This window comes from Tenacibaculum sp. MEBiC06402 (assembly GCF_049239625.1).
In the GTDB taxonomy this organism is placed as follows: Bacteria; Bacteroidota; Bacteroidia; order Flavobacteriales; family Flavobacteriaceae; genus Polaribacter.
In genome coordinates this window covers 101150-127070 of the sequence record NZ_JBMKKT010000104.1, presented here as the reverse complement: position 1 = coordinate 127070, position 25921 = coordinate 101150, and the positions used below count along the sequence as shown (strand labels likewise).

General features: G+C 30.6%; 28 protein-coding genes and 3 tRNA genes. 13 read left to right on the top strand and 18 right to left on the bottom strand.

What is annotated here, in order from left to right:
* Positions 1-310 precede the first annotated feature (310 nt).
* From ACOSP6_RS14810 to ACOSP6_RS14790, 5 genes are all read right to left on the bottom strand, one after another.
* On the bottom strand, positions 311-1300 hold the full coding sequence (locus ACOSP6_RS14810; RefSeq protein WP_422093941.1) for a thioredoxin domain-containing protein: 990 nt from the start codon (positions 1298-1300) through the stop codon (positions 311-313).
* Between the two features lie 6 nt (positions 1301-1306).
* Positions 1307-2074 (bottom strand): thioredoxin domain-containing protein, encoded by a 768-nt coding sequence (locus ACOSP6_RS14805; protein ID WP_422093942.1) that lies wholly within the window; start codon positions 2072-2074, stop codon positions 1307-1309.
* An 88-nt stretch (positions 2075-2162) separates the two neighbouring features.
* Positions 2163-2588, bottom strand: a complete 426-nt coding sequence (locus ACOSP6_RS14800) for a DUF2147 domain-containing protein (RefSeq protein ID WP_422093943.1) — start codon at positions 2586-2588, stop codon at positions 2163-2165.
* A 24-nt stretch (positions 2589-2612) separates the two neighbouring features.
* The gene (locus ACOSP6_RS14795; RefSeq protein WP_422093944.1) at positions 2613-3140 is read right to left on the bottom strand and encodes a KdsC family phosphatase; all 528 of its coding nucleotides are present in this window, start codon (positions 3138-3140) and stop codon (positions 2613-2615) included.
* Positions 3133-3876 carry a Rossmann-like and DUF2520 domain-containing protein gene (locus ACOSP6_RS14790; protein WP_422093945.1) on the bottom strand — a complete coding sequence of 248 codons (744 nt, stop codon included), beginning with the start codon at positions 3874-3876 and terminating at the stop codon, positions 3133-3135. Before ACOSP6_RS14790 ends, ACOSP6_RS14795 begins: the two co-directional genes overlap by 8 nt.
* Positions 3877-4022: 146 nt before the next feature.
* Here ACOSP6_RS14790 and ACOSP6_RS14785 point away from each other — a divergent pair, with 146 nt between their 5' ends.
* From ACOSP6_RS14785 to ACOSP6_RS14765, 5 genes are all read left to right on the top strand, one after another.
* The gene (locus ACOSP6_RS14785) at positions 4023-5429 is read left to right on the top strand and encodes an MATE family efflux transporter (protein WP_422093946.1); all 1407 of its coding nucleotides are present in this window, start codon (positions 4023-4025) and stop codon (positions 5427-5429) included.
* A gap of 59 nt (positions 5430-5488) precedes the next feature.
* Entirely contained in the window at positions 5489-6640 is a 1152-nt protein-coding gene (locus ACOSP6_RS14780; RefSeq protein WP_422093947.1) for a trans-sulfuration enzyme family protein, read from the top strand.
* Positions 6641-6692: 52 nt separating this feature from the next.
* A complete protein-coding gene (locus tag ACOSP6_RS14775; RefSeq protein WP_422095734.1) occupies positions 6693-7055 on the top strand; it encodes an OmpA family protein in 363 nt (120 codons plus the stop codon).
* A gap of 51 nt (positions 7056-7106) precedes the next feature.
* On the top strand, positions 7107-7823 hold the full coding sequence (gene bshB1, locus ACOSP6_RS14770) for a bacillithiol biosynthesis deacetylase BshB1 (RefSeq protein ID WP_422093949.1): 717 nt from the start codon (positions 7107-7109) through the stop codon (positions 7821-7823).
* A gap of 55 nt (positions 7824-7878) precedes the next feature.
* Positions 7879-7954: transfer RNA gene (locus ACOSP6_RS14765), tRNA-His, on the top strand.
* A 159-nt stretch (positions 7955-8113) separates the two neighbouring features.
* Here ACOSP6_RS14765 and ACOSP6_RS14760 read toward each other — a convergent pair.
* Entirely contained in the window at positions 8114-8434 is a 321-nt protein-coding gene (locus ACOSP6_RS14760) for a winged helix-turn-helix transcriptional regulator (protein WP_422093950.1), read from the bottom strand.
* Between the two features lie 117 nt (positions 8435-8551).
* Here ACOSP6_RS14760 and ACOSP6_RS14755 point away from each other — a divergent pair, with 117 nt between their 5' ends.
* Together ACOSP6_RS14755 and ACOSP6_RS14750 are read left to right on the top strand one after the other, a co-directional pair.
* Positions 8552-9229, top strand: a complete 678-nt coding sequence (locus tag ACOSP6_RS14755) for a hypothetical protein (protein WP_422093951.1) — start codon at positions 8552-8554, stop codon at positions 9227-9229.
* A gap of 189 nt (positions 9230-9418) precedes the next feature.
* Positions 9419-12220 carry a response regulator gene (locus tag ACOSP6_RS14750; RefSeq protein ID WP_422093952.1) on the top strand — a complete coding sequence of 934 codons (2802 nt, stop codon included), beginning with the start codon at positions 9419-9421 and terminating at the stop codon, positions 12218-12220.
* A 62-nt stretch (positions 12221-12282) separates the two neighbouring features.
* Here the strand turns inward: ACOSP6_RS14750 and ACOSP6_RS14745 are convergent, their stop codons facing one another.
* Both ACOSP6_RS14745 and ACOSP6_RS14740 read right to left on the bottom strand, forming a co-directional pair.
* Complete coding sequence (locus ACOSP6_RS14745) at positions 12283-13128, bottom strand: hypothetical protein (RefSeq protein ID WP_422093953.1); 846 nt, start codon at positions 13126-13128, stop codon at positions 12283-12285.
* A gap of 285 nt (positions 13129-13413) precedes the next feature.
* On the bottom strand, positions 13414-14316 hold the full coding sequence (locus ACOSP6_RS14740; protein ID WP_422093954.1) for a lysophospholipid acyltransferase family protein: 903 nt from the start codon (positions 14314-14316) through the stop codon (positions 13414-13416).
* An 88-nt stretch (positions 14317-14404) separates the two neighbouring features.
* Here ACOSP6_RS14740 and ACOSP6_RS14735 point away from each other — a divergent pair, with 88 nt between their 5' ends.
* Positions 14405-15049 carry a rhomboid family intramembrane serine protease gene (locus ACOSP6_RS14735; protein WP_422093955.1) on the top strand — a complete coding sequence of 215 codons (645 nt, stop codon included), beginning with the start codon at positions 14405-14407 and terminating at the stop codon, positions 15047-15049.
* Positions 15050-15086: 37 nt separating this feature from the next.
* Here ACOSP6_RS14735 and ACOSP6_RS14730 read toward each other — a convergent pair.
* Positions 15087-15159, bottom strand: a tRNA-Gly gene (locus tag ACOSP6_RS14730).
* A gap of 64 nt (positions 15160-15223) precedes the next feature.
* A complete protein-coding gene (locus ACOSP6_RS14725; protein ID WP_422093956.1) occupies positions 15224-15670 on the bottom strand; it encodes a GNAT family N-acetyltransferase in 447 nt (148 codons plus the stop codon).
* Positions 15671-15697: 27 nt separating this feature from the next.
* Between ACOSP6_RS14725 and ACOSP6_RS14720 the strand changes: the two genes are divergently transcribed.
* Entirely contained in the window at positions 15698-16141 is a 444-nt protein-coding gene (locus ACOSP6_RS14720) for a GNAT family N-acetyltransferase (RefSeq protein WP_422093957.1), read from the top strand.
* A 210-nt stretch (positions 16142-16351) separates the two neighbouring features.
* Here the strand turns inward: ACOSP6_RS14720 and ACOSP6_RS14715 are convergent.
* A tRNA-Met gene (locus tag ACOSP6_RS14715) sits at positions 16352-16425 on the bottom strand.
* Between the two features lie 105 nt (positions 16426-16530).
* On the opposite strand from ACOSP6_RS14715, the gene ACOSP6_RS14710 reads away from it, so the two are divergent.
* Positions 16531-16914: an START-like domain-containing protein gene (locus tag ACOSP6_RS14710; protein ID WP_422093958.1), complete on the top strand. Its 384-nt coding sequence runs from the start codon at positions 16531-16533 to the stop codon at positions 16912-16914.
* Between the two features lie 95 nt (positions 16915-17009).
* A complete protein-coding gene (locus ACOSP6_RS14705; protein ID WP_422093959.1) occupies positions 17010-17837 on the top strand; it encodes an aminotransferase class IV in 828 nt (275 codons plus the stop codon).
* Here the strand turns inward: ACOSP6_RS14705 and ACOSP6_RS14700 are convergent.
* The 3 genes from ACOSP6_RS14700 to uvrA all read right to left on the bottom strand — a co-directional run bounded on the left by ACOSP6_RS14700 (position 17834) and on the right by uvrA (position 21653).
* A complete protein-coding gene (locus ACOSP6_RS14700; RefSeq protein ID WP_422093960.1) occupies positions 17834-17989 on the bottom strand; it encodes a hypothetical protein in 156 nt (51 codons plus the stop codon). The two genes, ACOSP6_RS14705 and ACOSP6_RS14700, sit on opposite strands and share 4 nt — an antisense overlap.
* Positions 17990-18137: 148 nt before the next feature.
* On the bottom strand, positions 18138-18695 hold the full coding sequence (locus ACOSP6_RS14695) for a YqgE/AlgH family protein (protein ID WP_422094063.1): 558 nt from the start codon (positions 18693-18695) through the stop codon (positions 18138-18140).
* Positions 18696-18866: 171 nt separating this feature from the next.
* Positions 18867-21653 (bottom strand): excinuclease ABC subunit UvrA, encoded by a 2787-nt coding sequence (uvrA, locus tag ACOSP6_RS14690; protein ID WP_422093961.1) that lies wholly within the window; start codon positions 21651-21653, stop codon positions 18867-18869.
* 256 nt (positions 21654-21909) lie between these two features.
* Between uvrA and ACOSP6_RS14685 the strand changes: the two genes are divergently transcribed.
* Positions 21910-22494: an RNA polymerase sigma factor gene (locus ACOSP6_RS14685; protein ID WP_422093962.1), complete on the top strand. Its 585-nt coding sequence runs from the start codon at positions 21910-21912 to the stop codon at positions 22492-22494.
* 248 nt (positions 22495-22742) lie between these two features.
* Here the strand turns inward: ACOSP6_RS14685 and nth are convergent, their stop codons facing one another.
* Entirely contained in the window at positions 22743-23399 is a 657-nt protein-coding gene (nth, locus tag ACOSP6_RS14680; protein ID WP_422093963.1) for an endonuclease III, read from the bottom strand.
* A gap of 35 nt (positions 23400-23434) precedes the next feature.
* Between nth and bcp the strand changes: the two genes are divergently transcribed.
* Complete coding sequence (gene bcp / locus ACOSP6_RS14675; protein ID WP_422093964.1) at positions 23435-23887, top strand: thioredoxin-dependent thiol peroxidase; 453 nt, start codon at positions 23435-23437, stop codon at positions 23885-23887.
* 63 nt (positions 23888-23950) lie between these two features.
* On the opposite strand, the gene ACOSP6_RS14670 is transcribed toward bcp, so the two are convergent.
* Genes ACOSP6_RS14670 through ACOSP6_RS14660 form a run of 3 tightly spaced genes read right to left on the bottom strand, consistent with a single transcriptional unit; the run spans position 23951 to position 25918 of the window.
* Positions 23951-24886, bottom strand: coding sequence for a sterol desaturase family protein (locus ACOSP6_RS14670; protein WP_422093965.1), 936 nt, complete (start codon positions 24884-24886; stop codon positions 23951-23953).
* A gap of 58 nt (positions 24887-24944) precedes the next feature.
* Positions 24945-25583, bottom strand: coding sequence for an alpha/beta hydrolase (locus ACOSP6_RS14665; RefSeq protein WP_422093966.1), 639 nt, complete (start codon positions 25581-25583; stop codon positions 24945-24947).
* Positions 25584-25588: 5 nt separating this feature from the next.
* A complete protein-coding gene (locus ACOSP6_RS14660) occupies positions 25589-25918 on the bottom strand; it encodes a hypothetical protein (protein WP_422093967.1) in 330 nt (109 codons plus the stop codon).
* Positions 25919-25921 lie beyond the last annotated feature (3 nt).

Here is a 25921-nt window from a genome sequence, read left to right as displayed (position 1 = left end):
TTGTGCAATTGGGTTTTTTCTTTTTTTAGTTTTATACCCAAAAAACATTTCGGTTACCTTTAAGATTTCTATTTATCGATAAATAGAAACCAATAATCTATAGTACCAAGCACGGTTAACGAAATTTAAACGATGTAAGCAGAGTAGATAGTATATTTGAAGTGTATTTAAATATTAAAATACATTTAAGTACAAAGTTTTGTTTTTTCATTTTTGAAAAACCACTTCATAAAATTGAAGGTTTTTAGATTTATTTGGTTGATTAAAAATCCTTTTACACCCCCAATGTGTAAAAGGATTTTCTTTTGGTTTAATATATAAAGTCAAAATAATGACTTAAAAAGAGTAGGTTTTTACTCATTACAGAATTAGAAGAAGGAATAACGATATCTTCAATTTCAAAGTTATTAACTATTAAACCAGAATTCTTTTTAGTTGAATATTTAAAAAGCTCCTGTTCTGCGTCAAAGAAATTATCAAAACTTGCTTTAGATAATGTATTCGAAATAGTTAGCCAATCTTCGTTTAGTGTAATTTGATACAATGAAATATATGCGTTAATTAATAATGCGTAGTCTTCTAAGTAACCGTCGATCCTTTTATTACCTTTTCCAATTGTTCTTAAAACATTTCCAGCTTTATCAATAGCTTCATTTTGTAGTGCTTTTCCATTTTTAATGGCTTTTTCTTTAAACTTTTCTTCTCCAAAAACTTTGAAAGCATTCACATAACCTTGTAATAAAAGTGCATTCCAAGAAGTTAGAATTTTCGTGTCTAAAGATGGTTTTTGTCTTTTGAGTCTTGCTTCTAAAAGTTGTTTATTCCAATTCATAACTAGGTTTTTAAGCTCTTGAATTGAAATATCGTTTGCTTTTGCAAACTCAGAATCAGGAACTCTTTTGACCAATGCTGATTTACCTTCAACTTTTTCCATTTCATTAATTCCGTAGTATGAATCAAAAAGGTCTTTGTTTTGAGTAATTATTGCTGTTAACTCTTCATTTGTCCAAGTGTAATATGCTCCTTCTTCTAATTCATTATTTTCATTAAAACTATCAGCATTTAAAGAAGAATAATACAATCCATTTGTATGGAATTCTTTCTCAATAAATTCAATAGTCTTGTATACAATTTCTTTATATAAAGGTTTCTTGGTAATTTGATAAGCAATAGAATATAATGAGATAAGTTGAGCATTATCGTATAGCATTTTTTCGAAATGTGGAATATGCCATTTGTTATCAACAGTATATCTGGCAAATCCTCCTTCTAAATGATCATGTAGACCACCAAGAGCCATTTTATCTCATGTTTTAGTCACAAAATTAAGAAGCTTTGAATCATTGTTTTGATAAGCGTAACGCAATAAGAACTGATAGTTATTTGGTCGAGGGAATTGATTTGAACCTATTAAGCCACCATTAATTGTGTCCAATTTTTCAAACCATAAATTCATGTTTTTATCCAATGTTTCTTTAGAGAAATTGGTTTCTGAATTATTCTTGTCAACCACTTGAAGTGATTTCATATCATTAGCTAATTTTTCTGCAAAGTCATCAGTTTTTTCTGGATTATTAGTATAAAATAATTGTATGTTTTTCAGGTTTTCTAACCATTCATCTTTTTCAAAATAAGTTCCTCCCCAAACAGGTTTGCCATTAGGGAGAATTACACAGTTTAGAGGCCATCCTCCATTACCTGTCATAATTTGAACAGCAGTCATGTAAGTCTTGTCAACATCAGGATGTTCTTCTCTGTCAATTTTAATATTAATAAAGTTCTCATTCATGAACTTTGCTACTTCTTCATCTTCAAAAGTTTCTTCTTCCATAACATGACACCAATGGCAAGAAGAATAACCTATAGATAGCAAAACAAGTTTGTTCTCCCTTTTTGCTTTTTCTAAATATTTAGTATCCCACGGAAACCAATTTACTGGATTATGCGCGTGTTGCAATAAATAAGGACTTGATTCATGTATTAAACTATTCGTATGTTTTTCTTTCTGTTGAGAGCAGGAGAAAATAAATAGTAAAACAAAGAGTGAAAAGATTTGATATTGAGTGAAACGCATAACTCAAATATAACGAATACGAATTCACTAAAAACAAAAAGAGATTGCCAAAATCGACAATCTCTAATATAATTCTTTCAAAGAATATTTATTTTTTTCTGAACCAGTAAGCAGTTCTTCCAAGTAAAGAGAAACCAATATATCCTCTAATTTTTAATTTATCAGCTTCAATAAGTTGAATGTAGCACTTGTATTTTTTTCCATTTTTAGGATCTAAAATTTTTCCACCAGACCATTCATCGCCATCTTTTTCTAGTCCAGTTAAAATATTCATTCCCAATATTTTCTTGTCTTTGTTTTTTCCGCTACACTTATCACAAACAGCATCTTGTCTGTTCTGATCTTTTATCTCTATAATCTTAGCATATGCTTTTCCGTCTTTTTCATACACTTCAATTACACTATCTACTTTACCAGTTTCGTCGTCTCGATTTTCCCATTTTCCGAAAATGCTTTGCGCACCTACAGTTGTTGCAAATGCAACTAATAAAAATGTAAATACTACTTTTCTCATATATGTAAATTTAATTTGTTCTTATTAATCGTACTGTGCGTCAAAATTATCTTGCCATTTCTCTTGAACACGCATTACTTGTTCAATAACGTCTCTTGCACAACCTTCGCCACCTTTTTTATCTGAAATATAAACTGATATTGCTTGTAATTCTCTGACAGCGTCATTAGGGCAACAAGGAATTCCAACTTTTTCCATTACTGGTAAATCTGGAATGTCATCACCCATGTACAAAACGTTTTCTGCTTTTAAATCGTATTTTTCAACTAACTCTTTATACTGATCTATTTTTGTGTGGGCTCCTAAGTAAATATCGGTAATTCCTAAACCTTCTAAACGTTTACGAACTCCTTCGTTTTTTCCTCCGGATATAATACAAACACGGTATCCTGATTTGACTGCAGCTTTTAAAGCATACCCGTCTTTAATATTCATTTGTCGAACCAATTCTCCATTAGGAAAAACAGTTACGATTCCATTGGTAAGTACACCATCAACATCAAAAATAAATGTTGTTACGTCGTTAAAAAGTTGTTTATAGCTTTTATCCATTTTGGATTGATTTTGTTATGAGTTGATATATTTCTTTTTGTTTGATATCCAGTAAATTTAAATGTCTTTTTATCGTTTCTTGGTCATTACGTTTTGCAGGACCAGTCTGCGCTTCGTTTGGTGAAACTTCTTCAATCTTCGAAGCTGTTTCTTTTATTAAAGGCAGCAATACTTCAAAAGGAACATCGTATTGGTTGCAAATATCATTCCCAATTTTATACATATGATTGGTGAAATTATTTACAAATACTGCAGCAACATGCAGTTTACTTCGTTGTTCAGATGATATTTTATAAACTTTTGGAGAAATGTAATGAGCAAGTTTTTCTAATAAAATTAGGTCTTTAGTATTCTCAGCTTCAATACACAATGGAATTTTACTAAAATCTACAAGTTTTGTTTTCGAAAAACTTTGAAGCGGATAAAAAATCCCTTTTCGACCATCGTTTTCTAAAGAATCCATAGAAACACTTCCAGAAGTATGCGTTACTAATTTATTTCCAGGTAATTTATTTGATAATTCACTAATGGAATCATCTGAGATAGCAATAATGTATACATCTGCATCTTCTAACAAGTTTAAATCATCTGTTAAAGAAATTCTATTTTGAAAATGGCTAATAGATTTAACATTTCGCGCATATAATTGTTTCAAAATAACATCTTTAGAAGCTAAAAAAGCTTCAGTCAAATGATGCGCAACGTTTCCTCCTCCAAGTAATACAACAGATATCATGATAGCGAATTTATTGAATTTTATCGAAAGCTATTCGTTAATTTTGTGCATATTTGTTACATGATTGTTTAAGTCTACCCTTAGGACATATAATTTAAGTAATATCCTTTAGTCTTTTAGAGGATTCATTTATTAATACAATTACAATGACAAACAATCAAACTTCAAAACAAAATATAATTCAACTCTTCAAAGAAGCTGTTTTAGGTAAGCAACAAGATTTCACTCAAGGAAGTATTAAAAAAGCAGTTTTCATGCTTTCGATTCCAATGATATTAGAAATGCTTATGGAATCAATATTTGCGTTGGTAGATATCATTTACGTCTCTCGAGTAAGTGTTAATGCTGTAGCAACTGTTGGATTAACGGAATCCGTATTAACTTTAGTCTATGCGTTAGCCATTGGTTTAAGTATGGCGGCAACAGCTTTGGTCGCTAGAAGAGTAGGAGAAAAGAATATAGAAAAAGCAAAAGAGACTGCTGTTCAAGTAATATTTCTTGGAATTCTAATATCTGTAGGTATTAGTGTTGTTGGTATACTTTTTCCAAAGGAAATTCTCGGATTAATGGGAGGAGAGCCAGCATTAATTGAGGAAGGTTACGGATATACAAGAGTTTTACTAGGAGGAAACATAACGGTAATGCTACTGTTTTTAATCAATGCCATATTTAGAGGTGCTGGTGATGCATCTATAGCAATGTGGACGTTAATTTTATCAAATGGATTAAACATTATTTTAGATCCAGTTTTTATTTTCGGATTAGGACCAATTCCAGCTTATGGAGTAGAAGGAGCAGCAATAGCAACTACAATTGGTAGAGGTACAGCAGTGGTAACGCAATTACTAGTTTTATTTTATGGAAGTGGAAAAATTAAATTAATGCTAAAGGATTTAGTTTTAAAGTTAGCACTGATTTTTGACATTATAAAAGTCTCTTTAGGAGGAATAGGACAGTTTTTAATTGGAACATCAAGTTGGGTGTTCTTAATGCGAATCATGTCTGAGTTTGGTAGTGAAGTGTTAGCGGGATACACAATTGCCATTAGAATTATGATGTTTACCTTAATGCCTGCCTGGGGAATGAGTAATGCTGCGGCAACTTTAGTCGGACAAAATTTAGGTGCTAATCAACCTGAAAGAGCTGAAAAATCTGTTTGGATTACGGGTAAATATTGTGCGTATTTCATGGGCCTAGTTTCAATAATTTATATTGCTTTTGCGCCAACTTTCTTGTCTTGGTTCTCTGAAAGTGCTACTGTGATAAAATACGGTTCTCTTTGTTTACAAATTATGGCAGCTGGTTATATAGCGTACGCATATGGTATGGTTGTAATTCAATCTTTTAATGGTTCAGGAGATACAGAAACACCAACCATTATAAATTTGGTTTGTTTTTGGTTAGTGCAATTGCCTTTTGCTTATATCATGGCAATAGTCTTAGATTTTGGCCCGCAAGGCGTATTTTGGGCAATTACTGTAGCAGAAGTTTTAATAGCAGTAATTGGTATTTGGCAGTTTAAAAAAGGAAGGTGGAAAACAGTTCAGGTATAGTTGACTTTTTGTAATTTAGCTACCAATCATTTCTTTATCTACAAACCTAAAAACCGTTTATGGATTCAAAAAATAAATACGGAATAAATACTATTTGTACCCATGTTGGAGAATTAAAAGATGAACAGTTTAAAGGAGCTGTTTCTCCAATTTATTTGTCTTCTTCTTATCAGTTTTATGATGTTGATGTAAAAAGGTATCCGCGTTATTTCAATACGCCAAATCAAGAAGCACTTTGTAAGAAAATTGCTGCACTAGAAAAAACTGAAAATGCATTGATTTTTGGTTCGGGAATGGCAGCGATTAGCACAAGTTTGATGGCTTTTTTACATAAAGGAGATCATGTAGTGTTGCAAGAAACCTTATATGGTGGAACGTATAATTTAGTAGTTGAAGAATTCGATAAATTCGGAATTGAATATACATTCACTGATAGTTTAGAAATAGAAGACTTCAAAAAAGCGATTCGTTCAAATACAAAGGTGATTTTTATAGAAACGCCATCGAATCCTTTATTGAAGTTAGTTGATATTAAGGCGGTTGCAGATTTAGCAAAGGCAAATGGGATTATTACCATGATTGATAACACGTTCGCTTCTCCAATTAATCAAACTCCAATTGATTTTGGGATTGATATTATGATTCATTCGGCTACAAAATATATGGGAGGACATTCAGATATTTTAGCTGGAGCAGTTGCTGCATCTAACGAGCATATTGATAAGATTTGGAATATAGCGAAGAACTTTGGAGGAAGTTTGAGTGACTTTACAGTTTGGATGTTAGAAAGAAGTATTAAAACCATGAATTTGCGTGTGAAATGCCAAAATGAAAACGCGTTGAAAATGGCAAACTATTTAGAGCAAAATCCGAATGTTGATAAAGTGTATTATCCTGGTTTAGCTTCTAATGAGAATCATGAACTAGCGAAAGCGCAAATGAAAGGTTTTGGAGGTATGTTGTCTTTCGAATTAAAAGAAGGAATTGATTCTATGGAATTTCAACGTAATCTAGAACTAATTAAACCGTCTATGAGTTTGGCTGGAGTTGAAAGCACGTTGTTAAGCCCATCTCAAACATCCCATGCTTTATTGTCTCCAGAAGAAAGAGCAAAACAAGGAATTAAAGATGGATTAATTCGTTTTTCAGTAGGAATCGAAGAAGTAGAAGATTTAATTGCTGATATTGAACAAGCTATTTCTAATTTATAATATGAGGTCTAAATTATTTTTTCTTTCTCTAACGGTATTGTCTATATATCAGATGATCGGTCAATCTAAGTATGATAGGGTTTTAAATAATCTTGGGAATGATATTCTCTTTGTATACAAGGATACTATTCTTGAGGAAGGTTCATTAGAAAAAATTAAGGATGTTGCAACCTATATAAATAAAAATAATAAGTCTTACTTTGTTGATAGTCATACATGCACAGAGGGTGGAGAAATGTATAATTTGGAGTTGACAAAAAAAAGAGCAGCGATTGTTCGGAAGAAATTAATAGGGTTCGGTGTTGATTCATTAAGGATTACACCACGTGGTAGGGGAGAAATGCATCCTGTTTATATTGTTATTTCTGCGCGACACAATTTTAAAAATAGAATCATACGATTTACGGAAAAATGATGTTTTTAGGAAGTATGATTAAAAAAGGATAAAATTAAAGAAAAGTAAACAATGAAGCTAGATATATTAGCATTTGGAGCACATCCAGATGATGTAGAATTAGGTTGTTCTGCAACTATAGCGAAAGAAATTTTTTTAGGAAAAAAAGTTGGGATTGTAGATTTAACAAGAGGAGAACTTGGAACTCGTGGTTCTGCTGAACTAAGAGATAAAGAAGCTACAAATGCAGCAAATATTTTGGGAGTGTCAGTTCGTGAAAATTTAGGTTTTGCTGATGGTTTCTTTGTGAATGATAAAAAGCATCAGTTAGAAATCATAAAAATGATTCGTAAGTACAAACCTGAAATTGTGTTGTGTAATGCTATTGATGATCGTCATATCGACCATCAAAAAGGAAGCAAGGTAGTTTCTGATGCTTGTTTTTTAAGTGGATTGATAAAGGTTGAAACAGAACTTGATGGTGAAAAACAAGAAAAATGGAGACCAAAAGTTGTGTATCATTACATTCAATGGAAAAACATTGAGCCAGATTTTGTGGTGGACGTTACGGGGTTTATGGATAAAAAGATAGACTCAGTGATGGCATACAGTTCTCAGTTTTTCGATCCTAAAAGTAATGAGCCTGAAACGCCTATTACGAGCAAAAATTTTATTGAAAGTATAGAATATCGAGCAAAAGATCTTGGGAGGCTAATAGGAGTGGAGTATGCAGAGGGCTTTACTACAGAACGTTACGTTGCGGTAGAAAATTTAAGTAAATTAAAATAAAAAAATGTTTTGTCATATTTGATAAAAGAATTATATTTGCACCCGCTAGTTAAATGGTGATTGTAGCTCAGTTGGTTAGAGCGCCGGATTGTGGTTCCGGAGGTCGCCGGTTCGAACCCGGTCTTTCACCCTTCAAGACCCTCTCAGTCGAGAGGGTTTTTTTATATGTGAAATTTAAAAAAGTAAATTAAATGTAGGGTGAGCTTTTTAAACTTGTCTAATATAGATTTAACACATTTACGAAATGGTTAATATTGTGTTTTTAAATAATTTTATTACTAGCGAATTGCTTATTCATCTAGATCCATCTCAATTAAATATGTGCCCCATTTACCTAATTCTTGAAAAATAGGAACTAGTTCTTCAGCTTTCTTTGTTAATCTATATTCAACACGGGGGGGAGTTTCTGCATAGGAATCTCGAATAACTAAATTATCACGAACTAATTCTGATAAATGAGAGGTTAGAACCTTTCTTGAAATACCTGGAATAGCGAAATCAAGTTGTCCGAAGCGTTTAGAGGACTTTCGTAAATTTAAAATGATAATAGGTTTCCATTTTCCGCCTACAACCTTTAAAGCAGCTGTTAAAGGGCATTTAGTCATGTTCATGATATTTATTTTAAGATTATTGTTACCGTTAGGTAACTACTTTTTTTATCTAAATTGAATTAATTGTTACTAAAAGTAATTATAAATAGTAACTTAGTGTAACAAATATAATCTTTTATGGAAAACTTTAAGAATAGTAAAATTAAATCGTGTTTTGTGATATTTGGTGTCATTGTGGGAATCGTAGGTATTCTTCATGGTTGTGCTGAACTTCTCAAAGGTTCGGAATTAATCAAGTATAATTCTGTTGAAGCTTTGCCTTATAATTGGCCCAATTTCGAATTTTATAATTTAATGAAAGGAGCACCAGTATATTCGATTCTTACGGATATACCTCATTATGTTTTAGGTCTTCTTGCTATTTTTATATCTACAGTAATGATTGTGTTTTCAGCTAGATTTTTTACATTAAATTTTAAAGGTTTATTGTTATTTTCTGTATTTTCCTCAGGTATTTTTTTATTTGGAGCAGGAGAGGGTACACCGATAGCAATAAGTCTTCCTTTAATAATTTTTGGGGTTTATCTATTATTATTTCCTGAAAAAAAAGTCAGAAGTATTTACTCACGAAGAATACTTTTAAATTGTTTTAATATTTTTTTTGTAATACAGATTTTTAGTTGGTTATTATTTTTTCCTGGACTCTTTTTACTTAGTTTTTACCATGAAATCCCTCAATGGCTTTTCTTGTTTGATTTCATAAGTATGCCAATATCAATATTAGGTGCGGGATTCTTTGGATTACAATTAGATAAAACCTCTAGTGCAATTATTACGAGTTTGGATAAATTATAATATTGTTCAATTTTATTGAGGCTAATTTATTATTTAAATTTTTAACTATTCTTTTTTAGTTGAAATTACCTTCCCATCAGTAAAAACAATAACTTTCAAAAGAACATGTTAAGACGATTTTATTTAGGTGTTTATATCTTCATATTTTATAATACTTTCCCAGTTCTCTCTCAGGACTCCATTATTGTAATGAAAAATAAAGAACTAAGAACCTTTTTACTTCCGTCACACAAAAGCGAATTAAATAACCAATATAAATCTTTAAGTATCGCGAGTAATAATGTTGATTCAGCTAGAGTTTATAACTCCATAAGTAGAATATACTACGAATCTAGTTATTATTTAAAGTTCCCGTTTTATGATAGTATTATTAATTTTAGTAATAGAGCTATCTTAAAGACAAGAAACGAAAAAGCTGAGTCTGGTTTATATGAATTTTTGCAGGCAAACGTTGCGATTGGAACTGCTTATAAAAATTTAGGAGACTATATTACAGCTCTTGATTATTTCAATAAGATTATTGACATTACAGATAAAACTTATATTCCAAAGAGCTTTTTTTTAATCAGACAAAATGCTACAACGAATATAGCTAAAATTCATGATGAACAAAACGATTTGGTGCTTGCATTAAAGACTTACGATTCATTTTTCGAATATGTTAAAGAAAAACAAATCAATCCTTCGAAAATATCTTCAATAGTTTACCTAAGGTATGCGAATTTTACTAGGAAACAAGGCGATATTAAAACTGCTTTAGAATATTTAGATAGAGCGCTTTTAACTGCTAAGAGAAATAAAATAATTATTAGAGAAGCACTTGTTTACTTGGAGTTAGCTCAATTATACCTTGAATTATCTGAACTAGAAAGGGCAAATATGTTTTTGGAAAAAGCATACTATATTATAAAGCAATATGACAGATATACTTCACTTCTATCTAAATATTACTATATAAAAGCACTTATATACGATGCTAAAAATAATACTATTGAAAAAATTTTAAATGCAAAACAAGCTTTTAATCTTTTGGTTTCAGAACAAGTTAATTCACAACATATTATGGTTGCGAAATTATTATACGAAGCCTATAAAAAAAATAAACAATTTGAAAAAGCTTTAGCTTTTTTGGAGATTGTTAAATCATTAGAAGGTCAACTGTTCAATATCACTGCATTTAAAGAAAAGATGTTATCTGAACTAAAACAGAGTAATGAAACTATAATTTTGGTAGAAAAGGAAAAGAATTTTATAAATCAAGTATTAATGTTTACGAGTGTTTTTTTTCTTTTAACAATATTATTTGCTATACACGTCTATAAGGATCGTAAAAAGAAAATCAAATTAAAAAATGAAATATCCCTAAAAAATAGACAACTAGAGCAATTAGATAAAACCAAATCTAATTTCTTTGAAAACATTACTCATGAGTTGCAAACACCGTTAACCTTAATTTACGGTCCATTAACTCAAATACTAGAAATCGATGGAGATAGTTTAAATGAAAGTAGTCGTTTAAAATTACAAATGGCGATTAGAAATTCGAATTCATTGAGAAAACTGGTAAATGATATTTTAGATTTGGCTAAATTAAAAGATGGTGGGATAAAACTTAAAAATCAGAGTATTCAACTTTATTTAGTCCTCAATAATATGATTCAGGATTTCACATTATTAATGGAGCAAAAAAATATAGTCTTTGTTTATAATTTTGAAAATTTAAAAGAATATATTGTTACTATTGATGCAGAAAAGCTAGAAAAAATATTTACAAATCTTATATCTAATGCTGTAAAAAACACAAATGAAAACGGAACAATATCTGTCTTTGGAGAGGTTACAAGCGACGATATGTTCAAGTTAAAAATAAAAGATACTGGAATTGGAATTTCTAAAGAAGACCTACCACATATATTTTCAAAGTATTTTCAAAGTAAAGATGAGAATAAACCGCTTGAAGGAGGTTTTGGTATTGGTCTTAACCTGGTAAAACAATTAGTTGAGTTTATGAAAGGAACTATAAAGGTAGAAAGTAAATTGAATTATGGAACTCAATTTACTGTAAGTTTTCCTGTTAAGTATTCTCTTGAAAATGAGGAGAAAGAATATATGGACTTTCCAATAATAAAAGATACAGTCTCACTTGATGATATAGCTTTTGGAAATAAAAGAAACGGATTTAATTCAAAGGAAACTTTAATGCTTGTGGAGGATCATAAAGGAATGCAGGAGTATGTTACTTCGATTTTAGAGAAGTATTACAGGGTAATAATTGTAAATAATGGTAAAGAAGCTCTTGCTAAGTTAAGCAACTCTAATATTAAATTAATTATTTCAGATATTATGATGCCAGCTATGGATGGATTTACGTTGTTGGAAAAGCTAAAGAACTCGAAAAACTATTATAATATACCTGTTCTTATGCTTACCGCTTTATCAGATATTAGTTATAAGCTTAAAGCTTTGGTTGTAGGAGCCGATGATTACTTAGTAAAACCTTTTGAAGCTACAGAATTATTGGCAAGAGTAAATAATTTAGTACAGAGATATGAAATTCGTAAGTCATTTATAGAGGAAATAGAGCAAGATAAAGACAGGGAAAATAGTAATGAAATAAAAGATCAAGAGTTTATTAGTCTTAAAAATTCTGATATTGAATTGATTAATAAGGTTAGAGATATAATAAAAAACAACTTAGGAAATCCTGATTTTAAATTAAGTTCATTATCTGATAGTGTTTATTTGAGTGAGCGTCAATTAAGACGAAAAATGAAACTAATTACAGGTTTAAGTCCTAAAAAATATCAGCAAGAAATCATGCTATTAGAAGCGCGTAATTTACTAGAGGAAAAAGTTTATAGTAATGTAAAAGCCATTGCTTTATCCGTTGGCATGTCTAATTCTACACAGTTTAGCAAACTTTATATAGAACGTTTTGGAAAACATCCAAATAGCTATTTTAATACAAAATCAAAGAAACATCCATTCTAAGTAATAGTTACCTAGAACGAATGTTTTGAATTAATGTTTATATTTTATTTGACATTATTATGTTATGATACAAAGAACTCAATATGTGCAGAGTCAAACTGGTTATCCCAAGTTTTCAAAAAAACAGTATACCAAGGTCTATCATTTGATAAATCATTATCAGAGTCTATGTCACCACCAGGATGCCAAGGATTCTTTCTTATTGTTCTTACCCAATGTAACATATTATCTCCGTTTAGAGGTGCAGGATATAACCTAAATCGAGCCTTTAAATAACCAGATGATAATGAGGCTCCTTCCGTGTCTATTCTTCCACCAGCATAGAAAGTAACTCTGTAAGAACTTGTTTTATTTATAAAATCTGAAGGAAAATTAAACTCTGCGGTATGATTTTCAAGATACTTATATGACCAAACATTTTTTCTTAAAGTAACAACCTGATTGATAACTCTGTGATAAAGTGTTCCATAAAAATCTTTACCATCATAAAATTCAAAAATAACAACTACTCGTTTTTGTCCAATAATTTGGTCTCCGCTTGCTTTTCCAGCAGTTAAGTCAAACTCTTCGGTTTTATTCATTTTATCAAGACGAACTATCTCTTTTTGTTTAAATTGTAATGCCTCATTTCGGTCATCAAAAACATGTAAGATGTCATTTACACCAATTATATGTACTTTTTTGTTTAATTGGTTGTAAAAAGTATCCCATTCTTTGGTATTATATACTTTACCTTGGTAATGGTATTTGTCTTCAAAATGGACTGGTGTAGATGTAGGTGTCTCTTGTTCACCGACATTTGCCATAGGATCTTCAGTTATTATATCTTGTTGTTCACAAGAAACTAATAAAGTTGTTAATATAAGTATAAAAAAACTTATCTTTTTTAAATGTTTAATTGTTTTCATGTTAAAAAAATTATTTTATTAAGATTAATTCGTTGTACAACATTTCAAACTTACTCAGTTATTTTAAAGTATAATTAAAGAAAAGGACTCTAGGTTTCGGTTGCGGACAGTTGTTTCAGAAAAAGGACATAATTAAAAAAAGGGTCATTTTTATTCGTTTTAATTTTATTGAAGAATTAAACTTTAAACTTCATAAATTGTTACTGCATAAGAATTAAAAACAAAATTTATTCTTAAATTTAGTTTCTCACTCATAAAAAAAGCTTCTCATTCGAGAAGCTTTTTTTATTTCTTATACTTTTCTACCCATTCCTGGTATCTATGTCTGTGTTTAAAACGTTTGTGAGACCATAAATAAAATTCAGGTTGTTTTCTAATGTTTCTTTCCGTAATGGCTATAAACTTATCCGAAATTTCATAATTCTTAAATTCTTTTGGGGTGTCGGTTATAAGTTCAAATTCAGTTTCGTAATATCCACGTTTAACTTTTCGCGTAACGTAATTCACAACCGTTAAATCAAACTTTTTGGCTAACATTTCTGCTCCAGAATGCACAGGCACATTTACTCCAAAAAATTCTTGCCAATGATGCGTTTTTTGTAAAACTGGAGATTGATCACTTAATAAAATGTAGATTCCTTGAATCTTTTCTGTGTAATTTTTGTGCATTGCCTTTACAGTTTCAGAGGTTTTAAATCCTACTACACCAAATTTCATTCTTGATTCCTTAACTGTTTTTTCAAAATACTTGTTTCCTAAACGTGTGTAAGCTCCAAAAACTGTTGTATCTAAAACTAAAGGTAAGCTAAAAGACCATTCCCAATTAGCTTGATGTGCCCCAGTTAAAGCAATACTTCTTCCTTCTTTCGTAATTTCATTTACCAATTCAGGGTTTTTGTATTTATACCGTTTTAAAACTTCTTTTTCACTTATTGAAAATGACTTTATGCTTTCAACAATTAAATCTGTTAAATGCCTGAAAAACTTTTTTGATATTGACTTAATCTCATCTTCCGATTTTTCAGGGAAAGCTGTTTTTAAATTGTCTACAACCACCTTTTTTCTATAACCAAATACATAGTAGATCATTATAAATAAAAAGTCAGAAAAAATATAGAGTATTCTCATTGGTAATCGTGACATTAACCAAATAAGAGGGTACACTAATGCATAAATAAGTAAGTCCATTTAAATTGATTTTTGCAAATATCGTATTTAAATATAAAATACAAGTACCTAAATCTTTTCATTAAGTTTGTGTTTTATATTAATGTTTATGAATAGAATAGTTTTAGGCTTGATAATAGCAAATTTTTTGACTACGATTAAAGGTTTTCAAGATGATAATTTTTTTAATAAGTATAAATTCCAAGTAGGGAAAATACTGAATGGAGAAAAGATTAGAATGGTGACTTCTGGCTTTTTACATGCAGATTGGGTTCATTTTGGTTTTAATATGTATGCCTTGTATTTATTTGGTAGAATTGTAACCATATACTTTTCAGATGTAAATTTTTTACTTATTTATTTTGCTAGTTTGCTTGCTGGTAGTATGTATTCTTTGCTACAGAATAAGAAAGATTATTATTATTCTGCAATTGGAGCTTCAGGAGCTGTGTCTGGAGTTATATTCTCTGGAATAATGTTGTATCCGGAAATGGAATTAATTATGTTTCCTTTACCAATCCCTTTGCCGGGTTATGTTTTTGGAATTGGATACTTATTATATTCTATTTATGGAATGAAAGCTAAGATGGGAAATATTGGTCACTCCGCACATCTTGGAGGTGCTATTGGAGGATTTTTAATAACACTTTGGCTAAGACCTGCTGTATTTAATAATAATCCTAGTATGATACTTATTATGGGTGCCATAATTGTTGCGCTCTTCCTTTTCGGAGATAAATTGGAAAGATTATAAAAACAAAAAACCGAAACAAATGTTTCGGTTTTTTTTGAGCGGGAGACCGGGTTCGAACCGGCGACATTCAGCTTGGAAGGCTGACGCTCTACCAACTGAGCTACTCCCGCGTCGGTATTGCGGGTGCAAATATAGCACCCTTTTTCGATTACACAAACGTTTTTTTGATTTTTTTTAATAAAATTTTTCGTCCTCACGCAAAATTTTTAAAAAATGAAAGGCGTAAATATTAAAGCCTTCGTTGTAGTAAAATTTATGTGACTTATTATTAGAGGAATACGTGTTTAGTTCCATTGCTTCGCATCCTTTTTCTTTTGTGTATTCATAAATCCATTCAAAAAATAATTTTCCTAAACCTTTACCTCTATATGTTTCAGAAATGATTACATGGTCAGGTTCTACACTTTTTCCAATGTAATGTCTCGTAGAATACCACAAACCACAAACACCAATTATTTTTTCATTATCAAAAGCTGCAACACATTCATAATTTTGGTAATTTACCATTTCTAAGACTCTGTTTTTTAAAATATCTGATGGAGTCTTAGTGTTTATAATTGATAGTAATGGTAGAATGTCTAAAATATCTTTATTATCAATTCTTTTAAAAGTAATATTCATTGTAGTTATAATTTCAAGATAAAAATAATGGTTTCTGTTAAGAAAATACCTGCCGAAAGTACTTATTCGTTGAGGCTGGAAGTTTTAAGAAAAAATATTGATTTGCCACATGAATTTGATGGAGATTTAGATGATAGCACTTTTCATTTGGGAGTCTTTGATAATGATCAATTAGTTTGTATCGGAACATTTATGAAAAGCTCTTTAGAAGAAATAAAAGGATCTCAATATCAGTTAAGAGGTATGGCCAGTGCTCCTGAAGCAAGAGGAAAAGGATATGGGAAGTTATTATTGTCGTTTGCAATTGATAAATTGTTAAAACGGGGTATTGATGTTTTATGGTGTAATGCTAGAGAAGTTGCAGTTCAGTTTTACCAAAAAAATCAATTTCAAATTCTTGGAGATAAATTTGTGAACAAAGTCGGTCCGCATTACAAAATGTATAGAGTAATCAATAAAAAAGAGGTATAAAAAAACCCACTCACGGGAAATCGGAGTGGGAAAATTGCTATGAAAAAGAAAAAGTGTCTGAAACGTCTCTCAGACAATTCAAATTTAATAAAAAAATCATTTCAAAAAAATATAATTTAATTTTTTTTCAGATTTTTTAATGCTTTAAAAACAAAAATCCGTAGAATCAATATGTTACGATTCTACGGATTAACAATTAACTTCACTTAGTAGCGAAGGGGGGACTTGAACCCCCGACCTCAGGGTTATGAATCCTGCGCTCTAACCACCTGAGCTACCTCGCCAATTGCGGACGCAAATATAATGGAATTTTCAAATACAGCAATAAAAGAAGTACATTTTTTTTAAAAAGAATATTTATATATATTGTACAACAAACTTAAATATACATGAGTAAAGTTAAATTTGAACTAGAGATACCAGTGCACGCTTCTCCCGCTTTATTATATCAATATTTCGCAACTCCTTCGGGATTAGAAGAATGGTTTGCAGATAAGGTTAATTCTAGAGGTAAAAATATCACCTTTTTCTGGGATGATAGTGAAGAAGAAGCAACCATCGTTACTAAAAAAGCCGATGAAAGAATTAAATTCAAGTGGACAGAATCTGAAGGTGATGATAGTTATTTTGAGTTTAGAGTTCAGGTAGATCCATTAACAAAGGATGTTTCGTTAATTGTTACAGATTTTGCAGATGATGAAGATGGAGTAGAGGAGGCTAAAATGTTATGGGAAAATCAAATTGATGAGCTTAGGCATTTGATTGGTGCATAAGAAATAAGATCATAAAATTAGAGCTCGACTTTGTCGGGCTTTTTTTATTTAAGAACATGAATATTTTAGTAATTTCGCATTTCTAAATTATTCTCATGATTAATTATAATGGAAGTGTGATTCTAGAGAGCGAATTACAACTTACTCACCAAAATAGAGCCTTTAAATACGGAGATGGAATTTTTGAAACAATTAAGTTTCAAAACAATAAAATAATTTTTTTAGAAGATCATTATTTTAGATTAATGGCTTCTATGAGAATGCTCCGAATGAAAATTCCAATGAAGTTTACATTAGAATTTTTAGAGGAAGAAATACTGAAAACAGTTGCAAATTATGACTCAGATATATTAAGAATACGTGTAAATGTTTACAGAAAAGACGGTGGACTTTATAATCCTGAGACAAATGAAGTCGATTATATTATAGAAGCCAAGGAGGTTGAACTCAATTCAAAGGATAATTATAGAATTGATTTATATAAGGATTTCTATAATTATTCTGGGCTACTTTCTACGGTAAAAACAACTAACAGAATTTTGAATACTATTGCAGCTATTTATGCTAAAGAGAATGATCTTGACAATTGTATATTATTAAACGAAAGAAAGGGAGTTGTTGAGGTAACTAATGGGAATATTTTTGTGATAAAAGGAAATGTTATTAAAACACCTGCTTTATCTGAAGGTTGTATTAAAGGTGTAATTCGTAAAAAGGTAATTGAGATTATTGACAAGCATGCAGATTTTACTATTGAGGAAACATCAATTTCTCCTTTTGAACTGCAAAAGTCAGACGAAGTTTTTATAACAAACGCGATAGTAGGAATACAAGCTGTTACAAATTACAGAAAGAAAGAGTTTAAAACCGATATATCAGAAAAAATCAAGAAAAGTCTTTCCTTTTTATCTATAACTGGTTAGTTTAAGAAGACACTTACATTTGTTTTATCAACAAAAAAACCTTCGTTAGAATATCTATTAACTGTCAAAGTGTAATCTGCTATTGGTAAGTTTATTTGAAACTCATTACCGCTAGTAGTAACAAACGTTAATTTTTTAGTATTATTTTTCATATTCGGGACATTTATACATTACAATAGTATAGATAAAATCACTTTCCTTACTATTTTTTAGATGTATGGACTTTTTTTATTGTTGAATAACCGATGTGTGAAGTTTTCGAGAACTGGAAAAATAAGCTATTTCAGAGTTGAAACAAGCTTAATTCATATTAATATCAGCTGGAGCATTTGCCCAAATCTTGTATTTACCTCCTTTTTGAAGTAATTTATTTTTCCATATTGATTCCTCGTCTTCTGTAAAAATATTTTGGAAATCATTTTCTGTAATAAACCAAGAATGTGTATTGAGCTCATCGTTTAATTGATTTGCTCCCCAACCGGAATATCCTAGGAAGAAACGAATATCTGTAGACGCAATTAAATTTTTGTTCAGCAAGTCTTTGAGCGAACCGAAATTTCCTCCCCAATATATCCCATTTGCAACTTCAATGCTATCAGGGAGTAAATGTGGAACTCTATGTATAAAATATAAGTTATCCTGTTCTACAGGACCACCCTGATACACCGTGAAATTACAATCAACTTCAGGAATTAAATCTTCAAGAACATATTGAAGTGGGCGATTTAGTATAAACCCAACAGTGCTATTTTCAGAATGCTCCGTAAGCAAAACTGTTGTACGCTTAAAAGAATCATCATTTAATATAGATGGCTCTGCAATTAAAAGTCTGCCTTTTTTAGGGTTTAACATTGTTATATTGCTAAAATTCTATAGAAAAATAATAATATTTTTTCAAACTTTTAACTTTTCTTTAATAAAAAATGCATCGGACGCTACTAATTTTTAATTATTTTATAGCGATTTATCTGTGTAAAATAAGTTAATCCCTTTTTTACTAAATACTTAAGTTGAATTAAAAGATTACTGTTAAATTTTTTCTTTAATGTATTTTGCAGTGTAAGATTCTTTGTTTTTTATTAACTTTTCCGGTGTTCCTTCAAAAATTAGGTTTCCACCTTTTTTACCACCTTCAGCTCCCAAGTCAATAATATAATCGGCACACTTTATTAAATCGGTATTGTGCTCGATTACAATTACAGAATGACCACGATCTATTAAAGCATTAAAAGAGGTAAGTAATTTATTAATGTCATGAAAGTGTAAACCTGTTGTAGGTTCATCAAAAATAAATAAAGCCTTATCTTTTGTATTTCCCTTAACTAAAAACGAGGCAAGTTTTATTCTTTGTGCTTCTCCTCCTGAAAGAGTTGATGATGACTGACCTAGAGTAACATAGCCTAAACCAACATCTTGTAAAGGTTTTAATTTTGAAGCTGTTTTTTTTGCTTCATATTGCGAGAAAAACGATATAGCATCATCAATGGTGAGGTTTAAAATATCATCAATATTTTTTCCTTGAAAAGTAACTTCCAATACATCTTTCTTAAAACGTTTTCCTTGGCAATTCTCGCATTTTAAATGCACATCTGCCATAAACTGCATCTCAATAGTCACCTCTCCTTCACCTTTACAAACCTCACATCTACCACCGTCCACATTGAAAGAGAAATGCTTCGGTTGATAGTTTCTTATTTTAGATAGTTTTTGAACAGATAACAGCTTTCTAATATCATCATAGGCCTTTATATAAGTAACTGGATTTGATCTTGAAGAACGGCCAATAGGATTTTGGTCGATAAATTCTACATGTTTTAAGTTGTCGTAACTTCCTTCGAAAGATGTAAATTGACCAACTTTATCTCCATATCCTATTAACTCTTTCTGCATAATTGGATAAAGGATTTTTTTAACCAAAGTACTTTTTCCACTACCGGAAACTCCTGTAATGACAGTTAAGTTATTTAAAGGGAAAGTAACATCAATATTTTTTAAGTTATTTTCCCTAGCGCCTATAACTTTTATGAAGTTTTTAGCTTCTCGACGTTTTGCAGGTACTTTAATCTTTAGTTTTTCAGACAGGTAATTCGCTGTTAATGTGTCAGATTTTAAAATATCTTCGAATGTTCCTTCTGCAACAACTTGTCCTCCGTAAGTCCCCGCTTCCGGACCGATGTCAATAATATAATCCGCTTCCTTCATGATTTCTTCATCATGCTCAACCACAATAACTGTATTACCTAAATCTCGCAAGTTCTTCAATACTTTAATAAGTCGTTCAGTATCTTTCGGATGCAAACCAATACTGGGTTCATCTAAAATATACATAGAACCTACTAATGAACTTCCAAGTGAAGTTGCAAGGTTGATGCGTTGACTTTCACCACCAGATAATGTATTAGAAGTTCTATTTAATGTTAAATAACTTAAACCTACATCAACTAAAAACTGTAAACGATTATTAATTTCTGTCAATAAGCGTTTTCCTATTTTTTGCTCGTACTTGGTAAGTTCAATTGAGTTGAAAAAATCGGCAAGCTCATCTAATGGTAAATTTACCAAACTAGAAATCGTTTTTCCATTTACCTGAACATAATTAGCTTCTTTTCTAAGTCTTTTACCTTCACACTCACTACATTTTGTTTTTCCTCGATAGCGTGAAAGCATAACTCTATTTTGAATTTTATAGCTTTTCTCTTCTAATGTGTTAAAAAGATGGTTAATTCCTTTAAACTTTTTTGTTCCTTTCCAAACTAAATCCTGTTGCTCTTCGGTTAATTCAAACCAAGGTTTATGAATAGGAATATTAAACTCGGAAGCATTCAGAATTAAATCTTCTTTATATTTTTTGTAGGAATCAGTTCTGAAAGGAAAAATGGCATCTTCATAAATTGATAAACCTGTATTAGGAATAACTAATTCCTCATCGATTCCAATAACGCTTCCGTATCCTTCACAAACCGGGCATGCACCATATGGATTATTGAAACTGAATAGATGAGTGTTTGGTTCTAGAAAAGTAATATCATCTAATTCAAACTTATTACTGAATTCGTTTCTATTTGAAGTTTCTACATCTTCTAAAAAACAAACCCCTTTTCCTTCAAAAAATGCTGTTTGAATTGCATCTGCTAAACGATTGTAAAAATCTTCTTGATGTTGAACTACGATTCGATCAACAACTAATTCTAAAGTTTCGTTGTTGTAATCGTCAATTGGAAATTTATCGATGCGATAAACCTTATCATTAAACTTCAATCGGGCATATCCTTGTTGGGTTAAAACTTTAAGTACTGTTACTAAATCTCTGCCTTCAGGTATAATAATTGGAGATAATAACAACAGCTTTGTGTTCTCTTTAATAGTTTTAATAAAATTGATTACATCAGTTACGGTATGTTTTTTTACTTCGTTTCCTGATATAGGAGAAAATGTTCTTCCGATTCTAGCATAAAGTAATTTTATGTAATCATAAACTTCTGTTGAAGTTCCTACTGTGGATCTTGGATTGGTGGAATTTACTTTTTGTTCTATAGCAATTGCAGGAGCTATTCCTTTAATATAATCCACTTTAGGTTTATGAAGCTTTCCTAAAAATTGTCTTGCATAAGAAGATAAACTTTCTACGTATCTTCTTTGTCCTTCCGCATAAAGCGTATCAAAAGCCAAAGAAGACTTTCCTGATCCCGACAAACCAGTAATAACTACAAATTTATTTCTTGGAATTACAACATCAATATTTTTTAAATTATGAAGCGAAGCTCCTTTTATAATGATATTTTCCTTTGGATTTATAGAAGAAATAGCTGTTTTCATTTCAATAAAAGTAAACTTCAAAAATAATGATTTTACAGCGGACAGTTAAGGTAAATTGAATTAAAACTTATGGTTAAAAAAATGTAATTACTTAATTAAAATGCAATAAAATTTGTAAATTATGGTAAAATATTACATATTTGCCTAATAAATTAATTATTAAAGCGTTACGCCTATACATAAAAACTACTTTTAAAATTATTATATAATCCCAATCGAAGAGTCGAAGTGCTTTTCGTTAGATAAAAGTAGAATTATGTTTAGGAATGATTGTGACGATAGCGTTTTAGTAAAAGAGTATATCAACGGAAAAGAAGTTGCTCTAGAGCTTCTTATTAAAAGACATCAGCAAAGAATTTTTAGTTTTATTTACAGTAAAGTACAAGATAGAGACATTACTGAAGATGTTTTTCAGGATACCTTTATAAAAGTGATTAAAACATTGAAAAGAGGGAATTATAACGAAGAAGGGAAATTTTTGCCTTGGGTTATGAGAATCTCACACAATTTAGTAATTGATCATTTTAGGAAGAATAATCGAATGCCAAAATTCAATAATACAGATGAATTTGATATTTTTTCGATTATAAGCGATAATTCATTAAATGCCGAAAAGAGAATTATCAAAGATCAAATTTTGTCAGATGTAAGAAGTTTAATAGAGGAACTACCAGAAGAACAAAAAGAGGTTCTTAAAATGAGAATGTATATGGATATGAGTTTTAACGAAATTTCAGAATCTACAGGTGTAAGTATAAATACTGCATTGGGTAGAATGAGATATGCATTGATAAATTTGAGGAAAGTAATTGAGAAAAATAAAATAATTTTAGTGAATTAATACTAAACTAATAATTTGAGCGTTAGTTAGGTAAATATTTTTACCAAACATTAATTTATGGCGCACATTTACTCAAGTAAATCATCAAATCATAAGATGAACCCAAAACAAAAAACAGTGGAGTTTTTATTAAACTTCTCTAAAAGCTTCAAAACAGTCAGAACTAAAACAAACGTTCTCATTGAATTGAATTTGAATTAAGAGTGAAAAAGCTTCAGCCTGAAAACTGAAGCTTTTTTATGTTTACTTTATTTCTTTTTAGATAGATATTCGTTTATCACCGATTTTCGACCTATTGTTGAGGTGATGATATCATTTTCCAATTTCCAGCCTCTTGCAGGACAGTATTCACGACCATAGTATATGATTTGCAAATGAAGTTTATTCCATAATTCTTTTGGAAATAATCTTTTAGCATCTTTTTCTGTTTGAGCAACGCTTTTACCATTCGATAAGTTCCATCTAAACATCAATCTATGAATATGAGTATCCACTGGAAACGCTGGAATATTAAATGCCTGAGCCATAACTACACTTGCTGTTTTGTGACCTACAGCAGGCAATTCCTCCAAAGCTTCAAAACTTTTAGGAACCTCTCCATTATGTTTTTCAATCAAAATTTTTGATAATCCATGAATTCCTTTAGATTTCATAGGAGAAAGACCTACAGGTTTTATAATTTCTCGAATCTCATCCACAGTCAATTGAATCATATCATATGGGTTATCCGCAACTTTAAACAGTAATGGTGTAATTTGATTTACCCGCTCATCGGTGCTTTGTGCAGACATTAATACGGCTATTAATAAAGTATATGGGTCTTTATGATCGAGTGGAATGGGAGTTTCGGGATACAGTTTTTCTAGAGTGTCAATTACAAACTGAACTTTTTCGCTTTTGTTCATTTTTTCAGTATTTTTACTTAACAAAAATACAAATTATGACTACACTAAAGATAGGCGATAAAGTACCAAATTTTGAAGCAAAGGACCAAGAAGGAAATACAGTTAAATTATCCGATTACTCAGGTAAGAAATTAGTTTTGTTTTTCTATCCAAAAGCAAGTACTCCGGGTTGCACGGCAGAGGCATGTGATTTAAGAGATAATTATCAAACATTCTTGTCGAAAGGATATGATGTTTTGGGAGTAAGTGCGGATAGCGCAAAGCGCCAACAAAATTTCATCAACAAAAATGAGTTACCGTTTCCTTTATTAGCAGATGAAGATAAAGCAGTGATAAATGCTTTTGGTGTTTGGGGACCGAAGAAATTTATGGGAAGAGAATATGACGGAATCCATAGAACAACATTTGTTATTGATGAAAATGGAGTTTTAGAAGATGTTATTACGAAGGTTAAAACAAAAGAACATGCAAATCAGATTTTAGGTTAAAATCTAGAATAGACATGGATTAAAAGGTATAAAAAAACACTACTTTTCAGTAGTGTTTTTTTATTAGTTTTTCAAGCGTAACTCTTCTTGTAACTCTTTACTCGTTTGAGAACTTCCATCGTGACTCCATCCTGGAGGCATAAATACATATTTTAATCTTGTACCTAATGGTAAATGCTTTTTTCTATGAAAGAAGTCTTTGTAAATTTCTTTCCACTCATGAAAAATAATATTAATAGGACCTTTATCGTCCAATGGTTTAGTTAAACCAAATTTTAATTTTTCATATTCCATTTCATCTTCTTCAGCTTGAAAAGTACCAAACATTCTGTCCCATATGATTAAAAACATTCCCATGTTTTTATCTAAATATTTGACATTGGAAGCATGATGAACTCTATGATGTGATGGAGTTACAAAAATATATTCCCAAACACTTAATAAAAAGCCTACAAAACCTTTACGATTGTTCTTTTTAATAAAATTAGTATGACATAACGTTCCATAGTTCTGGTTCATTGCATATGCAAACATGATATGTAACGGTTGAATTCCTATTAAAATTAAAGGAATTAAGAACATAAATCTATAGAAAGGTTGTAGAACTGGTGATCTAAATCCTGTTGAAATATTATAATACTCAGAATTATGGTGAGTTACATGAACTGCCCAAAAAAAGCGTGAATGATGATCTACATAATGATGAATATAATACAAGAAGTCTTGACCGACAAAAGCAATAATCCAGTAAAGAACACCTGTGTTTTCCCAGTTTATGAATCGGTAATCATAAAAGAAGTCCATTACTATGAAAGAAACTCCATACATCAAACCGTCCAAAAGAACATTTACTAAAGCGAAGTAAACATTCGTTGATACATCTTTAAACTCATAGTTTTTGGCTTTTCTTTTGTAGCTAAAATACATTTCAATACCAATCGCTAGAGCACAAATTGGAACAAACCACTTGTAAGCATTTTGATGCGTAAATATATCCATACCAAGAAAAAAATTAGGGAACAAATATACTAGTTTATAAAAAAATAATTAGAAGTAATTATATTTTTAACCTTTCTTCAATCCAAGCTTTAAAACTGTAAAAGTTTTGAGGAGCGACTCCATGCCCAACCGGATATTCCGAGTATTCGTTTTTTAATGATAAGTTAGTTAATTTCTCTGGCGCTTTTCTTGCCCAAGAAACAGGAATTACTTGATCTACTGAGCCGTGAGAAATATAATAATCTGTTTTTATTTCATTTGAAATTTCTGAGGGTATTAATTCTTCATTTAAATAGCCGCTTAAAGCTATTACATGCTGTACTTTATTAGGAAAATTTAAGCTCAAAGAATAACTTAAAATTGCTCCTTGACTAAATCCTAAAAGAAAAATTTTAGTTGGATTGTACTGAGATTTTAACTCATCAATAAATTCAGAAATTTTTTGAACAGATTGTTTGGCCTGACCTATATCTGAAAATTTATTTTCGTCTGCATCAAAATTAATGGCATACCAAGCATATCCACCATATCCCATTTCGTACGGAGCTCTAACACTAATTATTCTTAATTCATCGGGTAATTCTTCTGCGAATGAAAATAAGTCATCTTCGTTACTACCGTAACCGTGCAATAATATTAATAAACTTGAATTTTCTGAAGCAATTTTAGGTTCTCTGACCTTGTAATATAAACTCATGTATGTTATAAACTTTTAAACCATTCTTGGAAGTGTTCACCAAAAACAGGTATTAATTTTTTATCACCTGATATACATCCGATAAAACTGATAATCCAAAATAAAATTAAAATAACACCGATTATCCATTTAAAGAAACCTCCAAAAAAACTATATATTAACCATCCATTTAAGAATGCCAATAAATCCCAACCAAGCATTTGTCTTACATAAAAGCTTGTATAATCATTTTGCTTTTTTAGGTTTAAAACCCAGGCTATAACTGTTCCAATAAACCAGAAGTGAGAAATTATTGCAAGTGTTTTTCCTTCCTCTACTGATGTTAAGTTTTTCATATT